The organism is Bradyrhizobium sp. LVM 105 (assembly GCF_003957705.1).
Classification (GTDB): domain Bacteria; phylum Pseudomonadota; class Alphaproteobacteria; order Rhizobiales; family Xanthobacteraceae; genus Bradyrhizobium; species Bradyrhizobium frederickii.
On the sequence record NZ_QZMV01000004.1, the window covers coordinates 432,105 to 449,995 of the forward strand.

14 protein-coding genes are annotated in these 17,891 nt (G+C 64.6%); 8 read left to right on the forward strand and 6 right to left on the reverse strand.

Going from position 1 to position 17,891, the window contains the following annotated elements:
• Positions 1 to 6 precede the first annotated feature (6 nt).
• Positions 7 to 1,026, reverse strand: coding sequence for a TRAP transporter substrate-binding protein (locus tag D6B98_RS14505; RefSeq protein WP_126257667.1), 1,020 nt, complete (start codon positions 1,024 to 1,026; stop codon positions 7 to 9).
• A 480-nt stretch (positions 1,027 to 1,506) separates the two neighbouring features.
• Between D6B98_RS14505 and D6B98_RS14510 the strand changes: the two genes are divergently transcribed.
• Complete coding sequence (locus tag D6B98_RS14510) at positions 1,507 to 2,703, forward strand: M24 family metallopeptidase (protein WP_126257668.1); 1,197 nt, start codon at positions 1,507 to 1,509, stop codon at positions 2,701 to 2,703.
• 38 nt (positions 2,704 to 2,741) lie between these two features.
• Here the strand turns inward: D6B98_RS14510 and D6B98_RS14515 are convergent, their stop codons facing one another.
• Positions 2,742 to 3,608 (reverse strand): ferritin-like domain-containing protein, encoded by an 867-nt coding sequence (locus tag D6B98_RS14515; RefSeq protein ID WP_126257669.1) that lies wholly within the window; start codon positions 3,606 to 3,608, stop codon positions 2,742 to 2,744.
• 256 nt (positions 3,609 to 3,864) lie between these two features.
• Between D6B98_RS14515 and D6B98_RS14520 the strand changes: the two genes are divergently transcribed.
• Genes D6B98_RS14520 through D6B98_RS14550 form a run of 7 tightly spaced genes read left to right on the forward strand, consistent with a single transcriptional unit; the run spans position 3,865 to position 12,738 of the window.
• Positions 3,865 to 6,087, forward strand: coding sequence for a NosR/NirI family protein (locus D6B98_RS14520; protein WP_245481388.1), 2,223 nt, complete (start codon positions 3,865 to 3,867; stop codon positions 6,085 to 6,087).
• 22 nt (positions 6,088 to 6,109) lie between these two features.
• Complete coding sequence (gene nosZ, locus D6B98_RS14525; RefSeq protein WP_126257671.1) at positions 6,110 to 8,056, forward strand: TAT-dependent nitrous-oxide reductase; 1,947 nt, start codon at positions 6,110 to 6,112, stop codon at positions 8,054 to 8,056.
• 42 nt (positions 8,057 to 8,098) lie between these two features.
• Positions 8,099 to 9,436, forward strand: a complete 1,338-nt coding sequence (locus tag D6B98_RS14530) for a nitrous oxide reductase family maturation protein NosD (protein ID WP_126257815.1) — start codon at positions 8,099 to 8,101, stop codon at positions 9,434 to 9,436.
• Positions 9,433 to 10,353: an ABC transporter ATP-binding protein gene (locus D6B98_RS14535; protein ID WP_126257672.1), complete on the forward strand. Its 921-nt coding sequence runs from the start codon at positions 9,433 to 9,435 to the stop codon at positions 10,351 to 10,353. Before D6B98_RS14530 ends, D6B98_RS14535 begins: the two co-directional genes overlap by 4 nt.
• On the forward strand, positions 10,350 to 11,177 hold the full coding sequence (locus D6B98_RS14540; RefSeq protein ID WP_126257673.1) for an ABC transporter permease subunit: 828 nt from the start codon (positions 10,350 to 10,352) through the stop codon (positions 11,175 to 11,177). Before D6B98_RS14535 ends, D6B98_RS14540 begins: the two co-directional genes overlap by 4 nt.
• Entirely contained in the window at positions 11,174 to 11,746 is a 573-nt protein-coding gene (locus D6B98_RS14545) for a nitrous oxide reductase accessory protein NosL (protein ID WP_126257674.1), read from the forward strand. Before D6B98_RS14540 ends, D6B98_RS14545 begins: the two co-directional genes overlap by 4 nt.
• Positions 11,743 to 12,738 (forward strand): FAD:protein FMN transferase, encoded by a 996-nt coding sequence (locus D6B98_RS14550; protein ID WP_126257675.1) that lies wholly within the window; start codon positions 11,743 to 11,745, stop codon positions 12,736 to 12,738. The genes D6B98_RS14545 and D6B98_RS14550 overlap by 4 nt, the downstream gene beginning before the upstream one ends.
• 64 nt (positions 12,739 to 12,802) lie before the next feature.
• Here D6B98_RS14550 and D6B98_RS14555 read toward each other — a convergent pair whose 3' ends face one another.
• The 4 genes from D6B98_RS14555 to D6B98_RS14570 form a co-directional block, all read right to left on the reverse strand.
• Positions 12,803 to 13,630, reverse strand: a complete 828-nt coding sequence (locus tag D6B98_RS14555) for a hypothetical protein (protein ID WP_126257676.1) — start codon at positions 13,628 to 13,630, stop codon at positions 12,803 to 12,805.
• An 87-nt stretch (positions 13,631 to 13,717) separates the two neighbouring features.
• Positions 13,718 to 15,007 carry a siderophore utilization protein FsrB gene (gene fsrB / locus D6B98_RS14560; RefSeq protein WP_126257677.1) on the reverse strand — a complete coding sequence of 430 codons (1,290 nt, stop codon included), beginning with the start codon at positions 15,005 to 15,007 and terminating at the stop codon, positions 13,718 to 13,720.
• 219 nt (positions 15,008 to 15,226) lie between these two features.
• Positions 15,227 to 15,406, reverse strand: a complete 180-nt coding sequence (locus tag D6B98_RS41700) for a helix-turn-helix domain-containing protein (protein WP_349644814.1) — start codon at positions 15,404 to 15,406, stop codon at positions 15,227 to 15,229.
• Positions 15,407 to 15,545: 139 nt separating this feature from the next.
• Entirely contained in the window at positions 15,546 to 17,540 is a 1,995-nt protein-coding gene (locus D6B98_RS14570; RefSeq protein WP_164718630.1) for a TonB-dependent siderophore receptor, read from the reverse strand.
• Positions 17,541 to 17,891 lie beyond the last annotated feature (351 nt).

The window sequence follows — 17,891 nt, forward strand, 5'->3', positions numbered from 1 at the left end:
AACGCGTTACGACAGCTTGCCGACGGCCTTTTCCAGGAGATCCCAGGCCTGATCGCCATACTTGCCCTTCCACTCGGCATAGAAGCCGGCGGACCGCAGCTTGTCGCGGAAAGGCGCCACCGCCGGCTGATTGAAGGTCAGGCCCTTGGTCGCGAGTTCCTGCTGCAGGTTGGCATTGAGCTTGGCGGTATCGGCGCGCTCGTTGACCGCGGCGGCGTTGATGTTCTTGGCGACGATCGTGCGCACGTCCTGCGGCAGCTTTTCCCAGGCTCTGCGGTTGGCCAGGAACCAGAAGCCGTCCCACATGTGGTTGGTCAGCGAGCAGTACTTCTGCACCTCGTAGAGCTTGGCGGTCGAGATGATCGCCAGCGGGTTCTCCTGGCCTTCGACGATCTTGGTCTGCAGCGCCGAATAGACCTCGCTGAAATTGATCGAGGCGGGCGCAGCGTCGAACGCCTTGAACATCGAGGTCCACAGCGGCGACACCGGCACGCGGATCTTGAAGCCCTTGAGGTCGTCAGGACCGGTGATCGGCTTGGTCGACGACGTGGTCTGGCGGAAGCCGTTGTCCCAGATCTTGTCCATGACCTCGAGGCCGGCCTTCTTGATCTCGCCGCGGACGAAGCCGCCGAGGTCGCCGTCCATGGCCTTCCAGACCGTATCGTAGTCCGGGAACGCGAAGCCGATGCCGTTGATGGACGCGGCCGGCACCAGGGTCGACAGAATCAGGCCCGACAGCGTGAAGAACTCGACGCCGCCGGAGCGGATCTGGCTCAGCATGTCGGTATCCGAGCCGAGCTGGTTGTTCGGGAAGATCTGGAGGTCGAACTTGCCGTTGGTCTCGCTCTTGATCGCCGCGGCCATCTCCTTGGCGCGGACGTTCAGCGGATGGGTGTCGGGCAGGTTATTGGCGTATTTGTAGGTGAACTCGGCGCTCTGGGCGCGGGCCACATGGGGCGCACTGAGGCCGCCGAGGACCGCGGTCGCGGCGGAGGCCTTGAGAAGCGTGCGTCGGGAAAAACTCATGAGTCTGCTTCCTCGGAAGGTTTGTTGTTGTTCTGAGACGCAAACCTATACGGACGGAAGGCCAGAAGGTCATCTGCGATCTCGCGAGGTCCTGCTTATTGCAGCCGGCCAAGGTCACGGCAATATCGGCTTCGCAGAGATCGAGCCGATTCAAAATCTGAAAAACAACCCCATGCACAGTAGCCGCCGAAGACCGGGACCAGGCTTCGAGACCCGGACCGAAAGCCGGCGGCAGTGAAGGCGTAATGGCAGGAATAGCGTCTAAATAACTGATCTGATTGTAGATAAATATATTCCATAATATACCTTATGCGAATTACGGATTGGGCGTGAGGTGGATCGGCCGGCCGGCTGCTTGAGCCATTAGGAACCCTCCTTCCAGCCCACATCTGGAGCCAACCGACCATCTGGCGGTTAACTCGGAGGTCGCGGACAGGAGTCCAAGAAAGATCAGATCAGCGGCGACCCGGAGGGTCCGTCATGCAGGAAACTGTTGCTCGTGCCGGCTCGCGCGCCATTCCGTTCGACACCGCCAAGCTCGACCGTCTCATGGAGGCGGCTGGCCTCGACGTTATGATCGCGACTTCCAAGCACAACGTGCAATACTTGCTGGGAGCCGAACGGGCGATCTTCTTCGACTACATGGATGCCTTGGGCGTCAGCCGCTATCTGCCGGTGCTGGTCTATGCCAAGGGCGCTCCGGAGAAGTCGATCTATGTCGGGCACCGGCTGGAAACCCACCAGCGCGCCGTCGCGCCGCTCTGGGTGCCGCTGGTCCGGACCGAATCGAATGGCTCAATGGACGCCGTCCAGCGCGCCGCAGAGCTGATCCGTCAGGCGGGCGTGCCCTCGAAGCGGGTCGGGGTCGAGATGCCGTTCATGCCGATGGATGCAGGAAAGGTGCTGGCCGACGCCCTGCCCGGCGCCGCGCTCAAGGACGCGGTGTTGGTGCTGGAGCGGCTGCGAGCAGTCAAATCGGCGGAGGAATTGGCGAAGTTGAAGACGGCGTCCGAGCTCGTCGTTGCATCCATGTTGGCAGTGATCCGTGGTCACGGTCGGGGTACGACCAAACAGCAATTGTCGGATGCGTTGCGCCTTGCGGAAGCCAACCGCGGCCTGACCTTCGAGTATTGCCTGCTTGCCTGCGGCAGCAGCCATAATCGGGCCCCGTCATCGCAGCGCTGGGAGCATGGCGAGGTGTTGTCGCTGGATTCCGGTGGCAATTATCGCGGCTATATCGGCGACGTCGCGCGCATGGCGGTTCTGGGCGAGCCGGATGCCGAGTTGAAGGACTATCTGGCCGAGATCGAGGCGGTCCAGCAAGCCGCCTTTGCTGCGGTCAGGCCGGGCGCGATGGGCGGCGACATCTATGTTGCGGCGGAGCGCCAGCTTGCGCAGATCACCCAACGCGGCTGCACGGATTTCCTCGCCCACGGCATGGGCCTCGTCAGCCACGAGGCCCCTCGCCTGACCGCAACGGGTCCGGTTCCCTATGACGACAGCGACGCCCGCCGCCCTCTCGAAGCGGGCATGGTGATCTCAATCGAGACCACGATGAAGCATCCAAAGCGCGGCTTCATCAAGCTCGAGGATACGGTTGCCGTGACGGATAGCGGCTACCAGATTTTCGGCGAAGGTGGACGCGGGTGGAATTTGGGCCAGAACGCCGCCGCCTAAACGGCGCAGCCAAACCCGCCGTGAACGGCGGGCTGCCTCTAATCCATCGCAAGGGATCGCAGCCAGGCCAGTCTCGAGATCGCGCGCTCGGCAAGCTGCTGCAGGCTTTCGAGATGGGCCGCGTCGTTCGACCGCTCGGCGCCATCGAGGTAGCCGTCGACGAGCGCTTCGGCGATCTCCAATGGGCCTTCGCGTTCCATCGACGCCGGAAAGCTCCCGACCCCCGCGGCGGCGTCGGCCATCTCGAGCGTCTGTTGGCGAAGGTCCCGGATCCGGACCGCCGCCGGCCCGCTCAGGCGTTGTTCCATATCGCCGAGTTGCGCAACCAGGCGACGTTCGAGCCGCGGCGCGTCGATTTGAGGCAACGCCGTCTCGGGATTGCTCCGTTCGTGCTCCCGATGATAAGCGCGCCGCCGCTCCTTCCGCAGCGTGGCGACATGGCCGAGTTCCTCCTTGGCCATCGCCTCGGACGCCTTCTTGACCTCGGGGTCATGCGAGTAGGCCGCCAGATAGGACCAGAAGGCGAAGGCGCGCTCCTCGTTGCGCACTGCGATGGCGAGCGCGCGGTACGGCGTCATCAACCGTGACGTCTTCACCTCGGCGGCAGCGTCCGGGGCGAGCGCTTCCGGCGCCTCCCAGCGCACCATAGCGGGATCCGGGCGTTTGCCGCGGCGCGATTGCGACCACTGCGTCACACTGTCCACGTGCTCGCGCTCGGCGGCGGCGAGATGTGTGAACACCTCTGCCAGATCATCCTTGCCCTGCACGCGCATCTCTTTGGCAAGAGAATCGTACTTGTCGGCGGCCTCCTGCTCCATTGCATGCGCTAGCGCAAAGAGCTCGTCGAGAGACTCCAATACACCGGAGGGCTCAGCGCTGAGCAATGAAGTGCGCAAAAGCGGCATGGCGAGGGTTCCCGCTGCAAACGGATGATTGGTTCCGGATGGACAAAAATACAAATATCTTGGTTCGGCTTGACAGAGGTCGACGTGCGCGATGAGTGTGGCACGTCAGCGGCGACAAATCATCGAAGAAGAATCACAAGGCATGCGCGATCCGGGTGGTCGCGCAGATGGCATTTGAATCGACATGTCGAAGCGACCGGGTAACGAGATCGCCTTCGCGAATCTTGCAGCGTTAGCGCTCGCCGGCTTGCTGCTGATGTGTCTGACTTATATTTCGCCTGCCTGCGCCGCCGGTGATTTGCCGACATATCTGCAGAAGCTTGCGCCTGCGGACTTCTTCCCGGGAGCTGATCGCTTCGGCCCCCCGCAAGGCGATCCGCCGATCGCGCCGGTGTACCGCGGCGACCAGCTGCAGGGGTTTGTCTTCCTCAACTCCGATTTCGCGAACTCTGTCGGTTATTCCGGCAAGCCGATTCACCTGCTGGCCGGGATCGACCCGACGGGTGTCATCACCGGCATCAAGCTGGTCGATCACAAGGAGCCGATCGTGCTGATCGGCATTCCGGAAGCGCGCATCGTCGCGGCCGTGAATGGCCTGATCGGCAAGGACATGAAGCCTGTCGCAAGTGGGGCCGAGAGGCCGCCGCAGGTCGATATCGTGAGCGGTGCAACCGTCACCGTGCTGGTGATGGGCGACAGTGTCGTCCGCGCGGCGACCAAGCTCATCCGGAGCGGTCGCGTCGGCGGCGGCGACGGCGCTGCGGCTGCGACAGCCCTGCCCCCCGTCATCAAGACGCTCGATCTCGAACAAAGTGAAGTCCGCGACTGGGAGAGCCTCGTCGGCGATGGATCGATACGCCGGCTTCATCTCAGCATCGGCGACATCAACGATGCCTTTGCAAAGTCCGGCAGCGCGGCGGCGATCCAATACCCCGAGCCGGGTGAGGCCAGCGACACCTTCATCGACCTCTATGTCGCGCTCGTGAGTGCGCCCACGATCGGCCGCAGCCTGCTCGGCGAAGACGGCTATCGACGGTTGAAGGACGGCCTGAAGCCCGGGCAGCAGGCGATCATCGTCGCCGGTAACGGTCCCTACTCTTTCAAGGGTTCGGCCTATGTCCGCGGCGGCATCTTCGACCGCATCGAGATCCTGCAGGAAGGCAACAGCACCCGGTTCCGCGACCGCAACCATACACGCCTCGGTGCACTGGACGCGGCCGGCGCGCCCGAGTTCAGGGAAATCGGCCTGTTCGTCACCCCTCCCGAGTTCACCCTCGATCCGACGCAGCCGTGGCAGGTTCAGCTGCTGGTGCAGCGGAGCCTCGGCGGCCGCGACAAGGCATTCCTGACTTTCGACCTCGGCTACGCCCTGCCCGACAGCTACATACGCCGCGAGCAGCGCGCGGTGACGGTGCCGGAGAGTGCGGAGCCTCCGGCCTCGCAAGCAGGTGCTGCGACCGCACCGGCCACGGAGGCAGACGAGCCGCTCTGGATGCGGATCTGGCGGTCGAGCACGGTTTCGATCGGCTTCACCGCATTCATGCTGGCCGCCCTCACCGGCATCTTCTTCTTCCAGAACCTGCTGGTGGCCCGCCCGGTGTTGTACACATGGGTGCGACGAGGCTATCTCGCCGTCGTTCTGGTCTGGCTTGGCTGGTACGCCAACGCGCAGCTCTCCGTCGTCAACGTCGTCACCTTCATGAATGCGCTGGTGACGGGCTTCCGCTGGGAATTCTTCCTCGCCGCTCCCCTGATCTTCATTCTGTGGGCCGCCACCGCCGGCGGGCTTCTGTTCTGGGGCCGCGGCCCGTTCTGCGGCTGGCTGTGTCCCTTCGGCGCGCTCCAGGAGCTCACCAACACGGCCGCGAAATGGCTGAAGGTGCCGCAGATCACCGTGCCGTGGGGACTGCACGAGCGGCTGTGGCCGATCAAATACATCATCTTCCTCGGGCTGTTTGGGCTGTCGCTCTACTCCGTCGAGATGGCCGAGCGATTTGCCGAGGTCGAACCGTTCAAGACGGCGATCATCCTGAAGTTTTCGCGGAGCTGGCCGTTCGTCGCCTACGCCGTCGCCCTGCTCGTCATCGGCCTCTTCATCGAGCGCTTCTTCTGTCGCTACCTCTGTCCACTCGGCGCGGCGCTTGCCATTCCCGGCCGCATGAGGACGTTCGAATGGCTGCGGCGCTGGGAAGAATGCGGATCTCCCTGCCAACGCTGCGCCAAGGAATGCCCGGTGCAGTCGATCCATCCCGAGGGGCACATCAACGTCAATGAGTGCATCTACTGCATGCACTGCCAGGAACTCTATTACGACGACCACCGCTGCCCGCACATGATCCAGGTGCGGCTGAAGCGCGAGAAGTTCGCGGCCATGTCCTCGCCCTCGATGCGCTCGAGCGGCAAGGGTCCCGCGACCGTCATCACCGCCGGCGGCAAACCTGTCGGCGCGTCGGCAGTCATCTCTCCACCACCCAACTAAACCGAAAGCCGAGGAGGCTATCATGAGCGAGAACGAACAGGCAAAGGGCGTCAGCCGACGAACAGTGCTGGGAACGACGGCGGCCGCAGCAGGCGTGGGCCTTGCCGGCGGAGTCGCGATGAAGGACGGCGGCTTCGTCTCGTCCGCGGACGCGCAGACCAAGAATGCTGCGCCGAAAGCGCCCGCGGCCCGGCCAGCCGTGCAGAAGACCGAGGTCGCGCCGGGAGAGCTCGACGAATATTACGTGTTCTTCTCCAGCGGCCAGTCCGGCGAGATGCGCATCATCGGCCTTCCCTCGATGCGCGAATTGATGCGCGTCCCGGTGTTCAACCGTTGCAGCGCCACCGGCTGGGGCCAGACCAACGAGAGCCTCAAGGTCCTGACCGAGGGGATGCAGCCCGCCACCCGCGAGTTCCTCAAGAACCGCGGTGGCACGTACCTGAACGGCGATCTCCACCACCCGCACGTTTCGTTCACGGACGGCACCTATGACGGTCGCTATGCCTTCATGAACGACAAGGCCAACAGCCGCGTCGCGCGGGTGCGGCTCGACATCATGAAATGCGACAAGATCATCGAGCTGCCGAACCAGCACACCGTCCACGGCCTGCGCCTGCAGAAATATCCGCGCACGGGCTATGTCTTCGCCAACGGCGAGGACGGCGTACCGCTGCCCAACGACGGCAAGATCCTCGACGATCCCAAGCAATATCGCTCCATTTTCACGGCGATCGACGGCGACACGATGAAGGTGGCCTGGCAGGTGATCGTCAGCGGCAACCTCGACAACGTCGATGCCGACTACCAGGGCAAGTATTGCTTCGCGACCTGCTACAACGGTGAGGAAGGCGTCACCCTCGCGGAAATGACCGCCAGCGAACAGGACTGGGTGGTCATCTTCAACATCAAGCGGATCGAGGAAGCCCTGAAGAAGGGCGACTTCAAGGAAATGAACGGCGTGCCCGTCATCGACGGCCGCAAAGGCTCGGCCTACACCCGCTACATTCCGGTCTCGAACAATCCGCACGGCATGAACACGGCTCCCGACGGCATCCACATCGTGGCGGCCGGAAAGCTCTCGCCGACCGTGACCGTGATGGACGTGCGCAAATTCGACGATCTGTTCGACGACAAGATCAAGCCCCGCGACGTCGTCGTCGCCGAGCCCGAACTTGGCCTCGGCCCGTTGCACACCGCCTATGACGGCAAGGGCAACGCCTACACCACGCTGTTCCTCGACAGCCAGGTCTGCAAGTGGAGCATCGACCTCGCCAAGCGGGCCTTCAAGGGTGAGAAGGTCAATCCCATCCTCCAGAAGCTCGACGTGCACTATCAGCCCGGTCACAACCATACCTCGATGGGGCAGACCAAGGAGGCCGATGGAAAGTGGCTCATCTCGCTGAACAAGTTCTCGAAGGATCGCTTCCTGAACGTCGGGCCGCTCAAGCCGGAGAACGATCAGCTGATCGATATCTCAGGCGATCAGATGAAGCTGGTGCATGACGGCCCGAGCTTCGCCGAGCCGCATGACGCCACCATCGTCCACCGCTCCAAGATCAACCCGATCTCGATCTATGACCGCGCGGATCCGATATTTGCCGATGCGGTCAAGCAGGCCAAGGCCGACGGCATCAACCTCGAGGCGGATTCGAAGCTCATTCGCGACGGCAACAAGGTGCGCGTCTACATGACGTCCACCGCCCCCGCCTTCGGCCTCGAGCAGTTCCAGGTCAAGCAGGGCGAGGAGGTCACCGTCTTCATCACCAATATCGACGCGGTCGAAGACCTCACGCACGGCTTCTGTATCGTCAACTACGGCATCAACATGGAGATCGGGCCGATGGCCACCTCGTCGATAACCTTCACCGCCGACAAGCCAGGCGTCTATTGGTACTATTGCTCCTGGTTCTGCCACGCCATGCACATGGAGATGAAGGGCCGGATGTTCGTCGAGCCCAAATCGGTTTGAAGTCGATCTGATCGGAGCGACCTCGTGGGTCCATTGTTGCGCATGTTTCCGGCGGCGCTGGTCGCCGCCGGATTGTCCGGCTTCGCCAGTGCGGAGACGTTGACGGCTGCGCCCGGCCAGTCGCTGCAAGCAGTGCTGGATGGCGCGCGCGCCGGCGACGTCATCGAGCTTGCGCCTGGCGAATACCACGGTTCGATCCGGATCGAGCGTCCCCTGCAGCTGGTCGGGAGTCGCGAGGCGGTGCTCGACGGCGACGGCTCGGGCAACGTCATCACGGTCAGCGCCCCCGATGTCACCGTCCGCGGTCTGACCATCCGGGCGTCCGGGCGCGACCTGCAGACGATGAATTCCGGGATATTTCTGCAGAAGACGGCCGAACGCGCGACCATCGAGGACAATCGGCTGGTGGGCAACCTGTTCGGCGTCTATGTGCATGGCGCCCAGGGCTCGCGCGTCGCCGGCAACGAGATCGATGGACTGCGTGGCGGGCGGCTCAGCGAGGCCGGGAACGGCGTCTCGCTGTGGAATGCGCCCGACGTCACCATCGCAAACAACAAGTTCCGCTACGGCCGCGACGGCATCTTCACCATTTCAAGCCGAAAGGACCGCTTCGTCGGAAACCGCTTCGAGCAGGTCCGCTTCGCGATCCATTACATGTACACCAACGACAGCGAAGTGAGCGGCAACGTTTCGATCGGCAACCATGTCGGTTACGCCATCATGTATTCGAACCGGCTGGTGATCCGCGGCAACATCTCCGATCACGACCGCGATCACGGGCTTCTGTTCAACTATGCAAACTATGCGGAAATCGACGGCAATCGGGTGATTGGTGGCCCGTTGGACACGATGGTGGACAGGGCGGACGACGGTCCCAACGACGAGCGAGGCATGCTTCCGCAGCCGAAACGGGAGAGCACTCTGAAGAGCGGCCCGGAGAAATGCGTGTTCATCTACAACACCAATCACAACAAATTCCGCAACAACTGGTTCGAGCGTTGCGCCATCGGCGTGCACTTCACGGCCGGCTCCGAAGGCAACGAAATCACCGGCAATGCCTTCGTCAGCAACGCCAATCAGGTGAAATATGTCGGCACCCGGCACCTCGACTGGTCGACCGGCGGGCGCGGCAATTACTGGAGCGACAATCCGGCATTCGACCTCAACGGGGACGGCATAGCCGACACGGCATATCGGCCGAACGACCTCATCGACCGCGTGCTGTGGACGGCGCCGGCTGCGAAGGTCCTGATCAACAGCCCCGCCGTTCAGGTGATCCGCTGGGCGCAGGCGCAGTTTCCGGCGTTGCTGCCCGGCGGCGTGGTCGACAGCCATCCGCTGGTATCGCCGCCGCAGAGCACGCCGAAGGAGACGCGATGACCGGCACGGTACGCGTCAGCGACGTCACCAAGAGGTATGGCCGGGTCGAGGCCGTGCGCGATGCCTCGTTCTCGCTTGGAGAAGGCGAGCTGGTCGCCTTGATCGGTCACAACGGCGCCGGCAAGACCACGCTGTTGAAGCTCATGCTGGGGTTGATCCGGCCAACCAGCGGCGCCATCGCGGTGCTCGGAGACAATCCGGCCGCTGGCGAATTCGCCGGCCGGCGCCAGCTCGGCTATCTGCCCGAAAACGTCTCCTTCGACCCTGCCCTCACCGGCCGCGAGACGCAGGCCTTCTACGCCCGGCTGAAGCGGGAGCCCGTGGCCAAGGCGCTCGGTCTGCTCGACACCGTCGGGCTCGGCGCCGCCAGCCGCCGCCGGGTGAGCACCTACTCGAAGGGCATGCGCCAACGGCTGGGCCTCGCGCAGGCGCTGCTTGGGGCGCCGCGCGTGCTGCTGCTGGACGAGCCGACCACCGGCCTTGATCCGGAGTTGCGGCAGACGTTCTATGACATCATCGCACGGCTCGCCGCCGGCGGCACAACGGTGCTGCTGTCGTCGCATGCGCTCACCGAGCTCGAGGAGCGCGCCGGCCGGGTCATCATCATGAACCGCGGCATCAAGGTCGCGGACGGATCGATCGACGAGCTGCGTCGTCTCGCCCGGCTGCCCACCAGGATCCGTCTCAAGGTCGCAGGCCTGGCCCCGAGCGAGATCCCGGGCTGGGCGCCGCAGGATGCGACCTGCCGCCGCTTGAACGGCCACATCGTCGAGATCGACGCCGCGCCGGAGCGGAAGATCGAGCTGCTGCACCGCGCCACGGCCGCCGGCAATGCCGTGGAGGATGTCGACGTGGTCCCGCCGACCCTCGACGAGCTCTACGCTCACTTTCTTCGGCAATCGGAGCGGGCGCCATGAACGTCCTGATCATCGCCGCCAAGGAAATCCACCAGGCCATCCGCAATCGCTGGGTGCTTGCCGCAACGCTCCTGCTCGCCGGGCTTGCGCTGTCGCTGACTTTTCTCGGCAGCGCGCCAACCGGGAACGTGGGCGTCCGCACGCTGGACGTGGTCGTCGTCAGCCTGTCGAGCCTGACGATCTTTCTCGTTCCGCTGATCGCGCTTCTGATCTCCCACGATGCCATCGTCGGCGAGATGGAACGGGGGACGATGCTGTTGCTGCTGAGCTACCCGGTGGCGCGATGGCAGGTGCTGCTCGGCAAGTTCCTGGGCCACCTCGCCGTGCTCGCCTTTGCGACCTGCCTCGGCTACGGCGCGGCGGTCGGCGCGCTGGCGGCGACCGGCAGCCAGATCGATCGCGATAGTTTCCTGGCCTTCGCGGCCATGGTGGGCTCCTCGGTGCTGCTCGGCGCAGCTTTCGTCGCCATCGGATATCTGGTCAGCGCGCTCGTGCGCGATCGCGGAACGGCGGCCGGCATCTGCATCGGATTGTGGTTGCTGCTGGTGCTGATCTACGACATGGCGCTGCTGGGCGTGCTTGCGCTCGATCAGGGACGCAGCATCTCGGCGGCCGCGCTCAACGCCATGCTGCTGGCGAACCCGACCGACGCCTACCGGCTGATCAACCTCACCGGCTTCGCCAATGTCAGCACCTTCGCCGGCATGGCCGGTCTTGCCCAAACCACGTCCCTGACGATACCGGTCCTGCTGACCGCCCTGCTCGGCTGGACGCTGCTGCCGCTGGGGCTGGCCGCGCTCGCCTTCTCGCGGAGGGAGCTATGAAGCGCCGAACGTTGCTTCTCGCCCTGCTCGTGCCGCTGGCGCTCGCCGGCTGCAACGACAAGCAGGTGGCGAAGGTCCCGCCGCCGCATCGGATGACGGCGGAAGACATCGGCCATTACTGCGGCATGAACGTGCTCGAGCATCCGGGCCCGAAGGGCCACATCTTCGCCGCGAGCCTGATCGCGCCCGTGTGGTTCTCGTCGGTGCGCGACACCATCGCCTTCACCATGTTGCCGGACGAGCCGAAGGACATTTTGGCGATCTACGTGTCCGACATGGGCAAGGCGTCGGGCTGGGACAAGCCCGGCGCCGACAATTGGATCGAGGCGCGCAAGGCGCTGTTCGTGATCGAGAGCCGGGTCAGGAGCGGCATGGGCGGCGACGAGGCCGTTCCGTTTTCGGACCGGGCGGCGGCGGAGAAGTTCGCCGGTGAAAACGGCGGCAGGATCGTCGGCTTCGACGAGGTGCCGCGGGACTACGTCCTGGCGTCGGCGAATGCCACCGGCGCCGCCGCGGCCGACGAAGCGGCCGAGGGCTCGCCAGGCGAACGACCGAGGAGGACGCCATGACGCGCACCCTGACGCGCCGACGCTTCATCCGGATCAGCGCGGCGACGGCGGGCTTCGGCGCGCTGGCCGCGGGGCATCCCGTTCGTGCAGAGGCCGCGCCGGTGACCTGGCGCGGCACGATGCTGGGCGCGGTCGCGACGATGGAGATCCACGACGAAGATCGCAGCCGGGCGGAGCGACTGATCGTGCTGGCCTGCGCCGAGGCGCGGCGGCTCGAACGGCTGTTCAGCCTTTACCTCGCGGATTCCGCCCTGGTCGCGCTGAACCGGACCGGTGTCCTGATCGATCCCGCCGCCGAGATGGTCGATCTGCTGTCGGCCGCGCAGCGCTATGCCACGCTGACGGGCGGCCTGTTCGACGTCACGGTGCAACCACTGTGGGAACTCTATGCCGGCCATTTCGCGCGAGACGACGCCGATCCCGCTGGTCCTCCGCCGGCCGCGATCGCGGCCGCGCTGGCGCGGGTCGGCAGCCATCGGCTGTCGGTCAGCCGCGACCGGATCGTGATGCCCAGGGGCATGGCCGTGACCCTGAACGGGATCGCGCAAGGCTACGTCACGGACAAGGTGGTGGACCTACTCCGGACGCACGGCGTCTCTCACAGCCTGGTCGACATGGGTGAAGCCCGGGCGATCGGCTCACGTCCGGACGGACGCCCCTGGGAGGTCGGCATCGCCGATCCGGACGTTGTCGGCCAGACGAAAACCGTGCTGCCGATCGTCGATCGCGCCGTCTCCACCTCGGGCGGCTACGGCTGCCAGTTCGATGTCGGCGCGCGCTTCAACCATTTGTTCGATCCCAAATCGGGTGGCTGTGCGCGCCGCTATCGCAGCGTGACGACGGTTTCCCGCAGCGCGACCGCCGCGGATGCATTTTCGACGGCGTTCAGCCTGATGCCGGAAAACGAGATTCAATCGTTGCTGCCGCGCGCCGATATCGACCGCGTGCACCTGATCGATGACGCCGGCAAGGCGGTCGAGTTGTCGGCGTAAGGTGCGGTTGTTGTTTGCGCATGATCATTTCGGAAAACCGCTGCGCACTTTTCCGGATCATGCTTTAGCGCAACGGCAGCAGATCCAGTTGGCTCTGTGCCTTCTTGACCGCCGCCGCGTACCAGTTCTGGCTCGGCGCTTCCTTGGCGAAGCATCTGGTGTAGGCGTCCATCGCCTGGTCTTCCCTGGCCATGTCGCCGCGCGGATCCTTCTTGTTGACGGGCTTCGCCATCATCTGCTTCCACACGCGCTCGCAGGCCGGGATCTCCGCCGTCTTCACGGCGTCCCTTGTGGCGATGAAGTACACCCTGTCGCCTCTTATCGCGACGACGTCGATTTCATCCGGCGGACCCTTCAGGCCGCCATTGCCGCGCAGGCCGAGCACGGCGAACGCAGCACTCGCGGATGCGGGCTTGGCAATCGGCAGCTCGGCATATTTGGCGAATGCCGCGTCCTGGATGGCGTGGTAATAAAAGCGATCCGACCTGAACGCCGCGCCCGTTTCCTGCGGCATGCCGTCGTCGCGGTGCTCGCGCAGCCAATGGGTCAGCAGCGTGGTGGTCGTCACCACGGCCTGCGTTTTGTAGTCTTCGGTCGCGAAGCTGAGCCCGTCGAGATGACCGAAGCCGACGTCGCTCCGGAACAGCGTGTCGACGTTCGACGTGCCGTCCGCGGCAAGTCCCTTGATCGTGACCGGTCCCACCAGGCCGCGCAGCACGCCTGCGAGCTCTTTCAGAGCGGCATCGTGCTGCTTGTAGATCTCGTCGCTCTCCTTGGCCTTCGAGAATTTTGCGATGTAGCGATCGCGCAGGCCGAGATAGTGCTGCTCGGGCGTCGCCGCATCAGCGGGCGTGGCCAGGACGAGCAGGCAGAGCAAGGCAGGCAATCTCATTCAATGTCCGCGGACTTGGGGGCGATCTCCATCTTTGTGCCGCTGCGAGGCGCGAAGGTTCATCCGCAACGACCGCGCCGTTGCACCCTACTCCGCCGGCGTCAGCTGCCGGGTCAAGCGCACCGCCGCGGTCTCGCGGACACGAACCCGGGCGCGGCGCTTGCGCCACCAGATCACGACGCCGGTGACCGAGAGCGCCGCCACCACCAGCCCCATGATCGAGATCAGGACGCGGCCGAACAGGCCGACGATGCGGCCCGAATGCAGCGGGAATTGCGCCTGGACGAAGATGTCGGCGGCGGTGCCGACCCAGGGCAGCCGTTCGCCGATCGGGCGGCCGTCCTCGCTGTCGTAATAAAGCTGCGCCGGGCCGACCCCGCCGGCGCCGTGATCGTCGCCGGGGTGGAAGAAGGCGGCGGCATAGACGCCGTGGGCCGGGCCGTAATTGATCGAGCCGACCGGGATGGTCCAGCCTCGCGCCTTGCCGTCGGCCGCCGCGCGCGCGGCGATCTCGGCGAAGCTGACCTTGGGCTCGATCGGATCGTCGAGATCGCGATAGGGCCGCTGCTCATAGGGCGTCGGCGTATAGTTCGACACCATCTTCATCAGCGGCGAGAACACCTCGAAATAGAGGTTCAGCGAAAACGCGGTGAAGGCGATGACGAAGAGCACGCCCCAGGTCCAGAGGCTGAAGGCGCGATGGATGTCGAAATTGATCCGGTAGGCGCTTCCCGAGGTCTTGATGGTCCAGGCCGGTGCCCAGCGCGCCCAGAAGCCACGCTCGAGCTGGCGCGCGACGCTAGGCGCCCGCGCCGCCCTGGCGCGCCTGCGCGAGGGCAGCGTCAGGTAGAAGCCGACGAAGCAATCGATGGTCCAGACGATGGCGATCACGCCGAGCACGCGCATGCCCCAGCGATCGCTGCCCCAGAACTCCGGGATGTGCATCGTGTAGTGCAGCTTGTAGAGGAAGGAGACGAAATTCTCCCGCGTCACCGGCCACACCGCGCCCCAATAGCGCCGGCCAAGCTCCGCGCCGGTGTTGGGATCGAGAAAGACCTGATTGTAGTCGAGCGCGTAGCGTTTGCCGGTCGAGGGATCGATCCGCGGCATGACGAAGAACCACAGCGAGTGGCCCTCCTCCGGCGTCATGAAGAGGTAGACGACGCGCGCGCGGGGATCGCGCTGCTCGATCATCTTGGCGAGCTCGATCGAGGGTATCGCCGGGCCCTTGCTGGTGACGTCGAACAAATGGCCGTTCAGGACGTCGTCGATCTCGTGATCCCAGGAGATGATCGCGCCGGTGATGCCGGAGAAGAACAGGAATCCGGCCGTGAGCAGTCCCGCCCACCGATGCAGCCTGCCCAATATCGCTCTCATCGCTCAGATCTCATTCCACCGGGAACCGGGCCCCCAATTCCCGGAACCGTCTTCACTCGAACCACCGGCAGCCGGTCTGCCTGCTGATGGCCCTTGCGTCCATCGCCTAACGTACGGATCGCTTCAGTGCGAGAGCGGCAACATTAGAATCTATCGAGACTGGAAAACGAGCCGTGCGACGAGGCGTTCGGCGCGATCGGCCGCCCGCTTCTGGATCGCTCACGGCCAGTCGGCAGAATTCAGCGTCGACCTCGATCGCCCGGCTCGCGCCCGTGCCGCGACGCGCCGCCGCCATACGCCCGGTGCCTCGCCGGTACGCTTGCGGAAGAAGCGGCTGAAATACGCAGTGTCCGTGAAGCCGAGCGCGAATGCGATCTGCACGGAGCTGCGCTGGATCACCGTGCAGACCGGGCCGCGGCACTATCCGTTCTGATCGCCGGACAGGCCGCCTCTGTGGCAACACGGGCCGCCAGCCCCCTCTGCCCGATGTGTATCACCGGATGATCCGGCTCGTACGCCGGACCATCCGCATCTGACCTCACCAGCGGTAGGTCAGCTTGCCGATGGCTTTCCGTCCTTCGGCGTACATGCAGCCCGACAGGCCGTAGCAGGCGGCGACATAACGCGTATCCGCCAAATTGGTGATGTTCACCGACAGACGCCAATTGTCCCTGGTGTAGGCAAGCAGCGCGTCCAGCACCGTGGCCGATCCCACCTTGAACGTGTTGGCCTCATCACCCCAGGTCGCGCCGACATAGCGGATGCCGCCGCCGAACTGCAAGCCCGCCAGCAGCCCGTTCTGGAGCGTGTAGTCGCTCCACAAGGAAGCGCGGTTGAGCGGCACGGGGATCGGCGCCTTGCCGACATTGACCGGATCCTGCGTGACGACGGCATCGACATAGGCATAGGCGGCACGCAAGTTCCAGCCGTCGGCGAGCGACATCGAACCTTCGAGCTCGACGCCGCGCGATTTCACCTGCCCGATCGGTTCGTAATAGGTGGTTGTAGGCACGTAGACGCTGAGGTTGTCGCGCGTCAGGTCGAAGGCCGCGAAGGTAAACAGCGCGTTCCAGCCGAGCGGCTGGTACTTGACGCCGACCTCGTACTGCACGCCGGTTTCGGGATTGAGCAACTGCCCGGTCGGACCGGTCGCCAGCACCGGCAGGAACGATTCCGAATAGCTGAAATAAGGCGCGATGCCGTTGTCGAAATTGTACATGACGGCGGCGCGACCGGTGAAGGCCGAGGCATCCTTCGTGACCGACGTATCGGCCGGGGCCAGATTGGTGTCGACCTGGGTCGTCACGAAGTCCTGGCGACCTGCGAGCAGGAACGAGAGCCGGCCGAGCTTGATCTGATCCTGCGCGTAGAGGCCAAGCTGCGACTGCTTGACGCCCTTGTTGTCGTACATCCCGCCCATGGTCCAGTCGTAGCTGTAGACCGGATTGAAGACGTTGAGCTCCGGCGACGACGTTGTGACGGCAAAGGCGGTGTCGCGGAACGTGGTGTTGCGATAGTCGAGCCCGACCAGGGTATTATGGCTGAGGATGCCGGTTACAAACTTGCCCTGGAGCTGGTTGTCCACCGCGAAGGAGTTGATGTACGAGTTGCTGTAGCTGCCGAACCGCCCGAGCTGTCCCGCCGCTTCGTCGGTGTATCCGGTGCCGTAGAAGACCTTCTCCTCGTTGTGCTGGTAGGCGTAGCGCAGGTTCTGCCGGAACGTGATGTTGTCGGTGAAATTGTGCGACAGCTGATAGCCGGCGGTCGCGATCTCGGTGTTGAAGGCGTCGAAGCTCGGCACGCCCGCGAAGAACGAGACCGGGATGGTGCGGCCGTTGTTCGGCCAGACCGTGCCCGAGGCCGGCAGGAACTGAAGGCCCCACCCTGCCCGGTCGCGCTGATAGTTGGCGAGCAGTGTTATCGTCGTGTCCTCGTTCGGCTTGAACGTGACCGCGGGCGCGATGAAGACGCGATTGTCCTTGGTGAAGTCGACCTGAGTTTCGCCGTCGCGGACAACGCCGGTCAGGCGCCACAGCACGGTGCCTTCCTTGTTGGCGGGGCCGCCCATGTCGAACTGGCCCTGGTAGCGGTTGAAGCTGCCGCCGGAGATCGAGACCTCGCCGAACTGCTGTGCGGTCGGCAGCTTGGTCACGTAGTTGAGGATGCCGCCGGTGCCGCTGCCGCCATACATCGCCGAGGACGGCCCCTTCAGCACTTCCAGGCGCTCGGCGCCATAGGGATCGAGGCCGTTGAAGTGCACGTAGTTGCTCGAGGGAATCCGCAGGCCGTCGACGTAGAGGCCGGACATGGTCGTGTCGAAGCCGCGAATCTGGAGCGCGCCGAAGCGGGTGTCGGAGCCGCCATTGACGTCGCCGCTGACGCCGGCGGTGTAGCGCAGTGCCTCGCCGATCGAGACCGCACCCTGGTTCCTGACCTGGTCGGTGGTGATCACGGACACCGACTGCGGAGTTTCGATCAGCGGCGTATCCGTCTTGGTGGCGGTGCCGCTCCGCGTGGCAACGAAACCGCGCACCGGGCCGTTGGCGCGCTCGCCCGTAGCACCGATCGATGATGCCGACTGGGTTAGCGCGGCCTGCTGCGCGGGAGACCGGCGATTGGCGCGCGAGGTCCGCGTCGCCGATCTTCGCGACGAAGCGATCGCCGCAGGACGGGCGCGCTGAGCCGGTGCATCGACGGTGACAGCCGGAATCTGCGTCTGGGCCTGTGCGGAACCGAAGGGAATGACGAGGCAGAGCGTGCTGACCACTCCGAGGCAGAGAATCTGGATCCGGCGAGAACGCGTGTTGCCACGCGAAGAAAATTGGAAGTCGGTCACGTCTTTCGAAGCCCCACGCACTGCCGGCTTTGCCGGTATCGTTCTTGA